Genomic DNA, 3,451 nt, shown 5'->3' on the forward strand with positions numbered 1-3,451 from the left:
GAGCGGCCCACGCGGTGGGGGCCGCTCCCTCCGCGCTCCGCCGTTCGGGTGATCCGCCGTGCGCGGCGTTGCCGCCGCCTCACCGGAATGGGGTACTGGGTCCGTTGAGATTCCGGCGGGCCGCCCATTTTCCGGAGGAGTGGAAGGTACGCCGCCATGCCGACTCCGTATCGCCCGGGCGGGCTCATCATCCTCACCGACCGCCGCGGGAAGCGCGTCGCCGTCGTCGACCCGGTGTCCCGTACGGTCGTCCGCACGCCCGGGGCGTCCGCCCTGCTCGTGGTGCGGGGCCTCTCCGAGCGTCTGGATCCCCACCGGTGTGGTCGCGGCCGCGTCCTTCGGCGAGTTCGACCTCCTCAACAGGTTCTCCGGTGTCTTCCCCGACCAGGGTCCGTACACCGGTGGCACGGTCGCGACCCTCATCGGTCACCACTTCACCGGTGGGTGCGCTTCGGTCTCCGCTCCGCGGCGAGCTTCGCCGTCCTCGACGACGCGACCATCATGGCCGTGACCCCCGCCGGGACCGGTGCGGTGCCGGTCACCGTCACCACCCCCGGCGGCACCGCCCGCATCGGCTCCTTCTTCTACGTCCGCTGGCCCAGCCTGCGCGGCATCGTTCCCGCCGCCGGTCCGATCGGCGGCGGGAACGTCGTCGAACTCAGCGGAGTCAACCTGTCCACCGCGCTGCTGGTGAACGTCGGCGCCGCCACCGCCCACCCCACCGCCGTGTCCGACCAGCAGCTCCTCGTGGCCGCTCCCCCGGCCGCGGGGCCCGGCACCGTCGCGGTCTACGTCACCACGACCGGCGGGGTCAGCAACCGGCTGCTCTACACCTATGTAGCCGTTCCGGCCGTCACCGGTGTCTCCCCGCAGACGGGGCCGGTCGCGGGCGGCACCACCGTCCTCGTGACCGGCGGCGTCCCCGCGGCGTCCTTCCGCGCGTTCTCCGACACCCTGCTCGTCGTGGTGACACCGCCCGGTGCGGCCGGGCTCGCCGACCTCACCATCACCACCCCCGGGCACCGTGACGGTGCCCGGGGCCTTCGATTACCAGGCGCCCTCGGCGACGGCCGTCACCTCCGCGCCCGATCCCTCCGTGGTCGGCCAGCCGGTGACCTTCACCGCCACCGTGACGGGGGTCCCGCCCGAGACCGGCACCCCGACCGGCACTGTCACCTTCGACTTCGGCGACGGCTCCGCTCCGGCCGCGGTGTCCGTCGTCGACGGGACGGCGACCGCGCAGTACGCGTACCCCGGCACGTCCGGCAGCCCCTACACGGTCACCGCCACCTACGGCGGCGACGGCGACTTCACCGGCTCCGTGGGGACGGAAACCCACACCGTGCAGCCGGCGCCGACAACGACGCTGGTCGGCTCGTCGCCGGATCCCTCGGTGTCGGGCCAACCGGTCACCGCCACCGCCACGGTGGCGGCGCAGGCCCCGGGCGCGGGCACCCCGACCGGCAGCATCACCTTCACCTTCGGCGACGGCAGCCCGACCGTCACCGCCCCGCTGGCCGCGGGCACCGCCAGCGTCACCCACACCTGGACCGGCACCTCCGGCAGCCCGTACACCGTCACCGCCAACTACAACGGCTCCGTCAACCACGCGCCCTCCACCGGAACCACGGCCCTGGCCGTGACGACGCCGGGCTGAGGCTCCTAGGGGGCGTCCGGCCCGGTGGGCTGGGCCGCCCCGTCCCCCTCCGGCCGCTTGTACATCCGCGTCGCCGTGATCTGGCCGTGCACCTGCTCCCCCTCCGGGTCCTGCACCGGAAGGCCCGGCCGCAGATGCTCCTCGACACTGATGTACTTGAGCCCGGCCCGCAGGTCCGCGTCGTTCCGCAGCCGGATCACCAGCGGGAACTCGGCCAGCGCCGTCGTGTCGAACAGCCCCGTCGTGTAGAGCAGCTGGACGCCCAGCGCGTCCGCGACCGCCCGCTGGAGCTCCAGCAGATACGTCGCGTTGGCCCGGCCGATCGGGTTGTCGAGGAACAGCGTGCCCGCGTGGCGGTGCTTGTCGCGGCCCCGGTCGTTGCTGCGCAGCGCGGCCATCGTGCAGTACAGGGCGATGGCGGCGGTCAGCAGCTGGCCGCCGGAGAAGACGTCGCCCATCTGCCCCACCGGCACCCGCTCCGCGCGCAGCACCGCGTCCGGCTTCAGGATCTCCACGGCCACCCCGCGCGGCTGGAGCGCCGCCTGGACGCCGCGCAGCAGCAGGGACATGCCGTCCCGGCGCAGGTCGGAGTTCTTCTTCACCGCCGAGCGGGTCGCCTCGTCGATGACCTCGCCCAGCCGCTCCGTCAGCGTCGCCTGGTCCGGGTCGTCGAACCGGATCCGCAGGAACTCCTGCCCCGACCACTCGCCCAGCCCCTCCGGGAGCCGGGAGAGCCGCTGCGCCGAACGGAGCGTGGCCAGGCAGGATTCGACCAGGCCGCGCAGCCGGTCGACGATGGAGTCGCGGTTGCGCTCCAGCTGCTCCAGCTCGTCGGTCAGCACCCGCAGCCGGGGCGCGAACGCGTCGGCCCAGGCCGCGGCGTGCTCGGGCAGCGCGGCCGCGGGCAGTTCGCGGATCTGCTGGCGGGCGGGGGTGCGCACCTGCTCGTAGCGGGTGGAGTTGGCGTGCCGTACGAGGACGTCGCTCGCCTCCCGGACCGCCGACTCGGCGCCCGACAGATCGGCCGCGCAGCCGCGCAGCGAGCGGCGGGCCTCGGTGGCCGCCTGCCGGGCCTCGGCGAGGCCGCCCGCGTACGGGTCGGGGCGCTCGCCGTCGTCCTCGGCGCCGGGGCCGTCGCGGAGCAGGTCCCGCAGCAGCGCGGCCGTCTCGTCGAAGCCGCCCGCCGCGTCCTCCGCGGAGCGGTGGGCCCGGAGCAGGTCGGCGTGGGCGGTGCGGGCGGTGTCCAGCTCGTCCGTCCGGGCGGCCAGTTCGCCGTTGGCCGTGCGCAGCAGCTCCTTCGCCTGCTCCGCATCGGCCGGAACCATCTCCTCCGGCAGGGCGGTGTGCGCGTCGCCGTCGGCCGGTGCCAGCCGCTCGGCCTCGCCGCGCAGCCGGCCGAGCTGCTCGCTCGCCGCCGACGCGCGGGACTCCAGCATCTGGACGAGCGACTCGGCGCGGGCCGCCGCGGCCTGCCGGGACGGGCCGTCCGCGCCGTCGGTGCCCTCCAGCAGCTGGGCGGCGCGGGTGCGGACCTTGTTGGTGAGCCGGTCGAGGGTGGCGAGCGCCGCGCTCTCGTCGCTCTCCGCGCGGGCCTGTTCGGCCCGCAGATCGGCGCCGACGCCGACCTTCTCGTACACCTGGGAGGCCGTGCGGTACGCCTCGCGCAGCGCGGGCAGCGACGCGGACGGCGGCTCGGTGTCGTCGCCCAGGTCGTCGGGCGCCCCCGCGATCTCCGCCCGCTCGGCACGCAGGGCGCGCGCGGTGCGGTGCGCGTCGTCGGCCGCGCGCTGGGCC

Annotated in this window: 3 protein-coding genes and 1 pseudogene; 2 read left to right on the forward strand and 2 right to left on the reverse strand. The window is 75.3% G+C overall.

The window, feature by feature from the left end; translation table 11 throughout:
• Window positions 1–434: 434 nt before the first annotated feature.
• The gene (locus EEJ42_RS53325) at window positions 435–572 is read right to left on the reverse strand and encodes a hypothetical protein (protein ID WP_246097540.1); all 138 of its coding nucleotides are present in this window, start codon (window positions 570–572) and stop codon (window positions 435–437) included.
• Between EEJ42_RS53325 and EEJ42_RS54765 the strand changes: the two are divergent.
• Window positions 532–777 (forward strand): annotated as a pseudogene (locus tag EEJ42_RS54765) (IPT/TIG domain-containing protein); the annotation flags it as partial. The gene EEJ42_RS53325 and the pseudogene EEJ42_RS54765 sit on opposite strands and share 41 nt — an antisense overlap.
• Before the next feature lie 247 nt (window positions 778–1,024).
• Window positions 1,025–1,657, forward strand: coding sequence for an Ig-like domain-containing protein (locus tag EEJ42_RS32915; protein ID WP_184503390.1), 633 nt, complete (start codon window positions 1,025–1,027; stop codon window positions 1,655–1,657).
• A 5-nt stretch (window positions 1,658–1,662) separates the two neighbouring features.
• Here EEJ42_RS32915 and EEJ42_RS32920 read toward each other — a convergent pair.
• Window positions 1,663–3,451: coiled-coil domain-containing protein (locus EEJ42_RS32920; protein WP_484422020.1), on the reverse strand; the 1,789-nt coding region annotated here is incomplete at its 5' end.

The organism is Streptomyces botrytidirepellens, from assembly GCF_003721215.1.
Classification (GTDB): Bacteria; Actinomycetota; Actinomycetes; order Streptomycetales; family Streptomycetaceae; genus Streptomyces; species Streptomyces himastatinicus.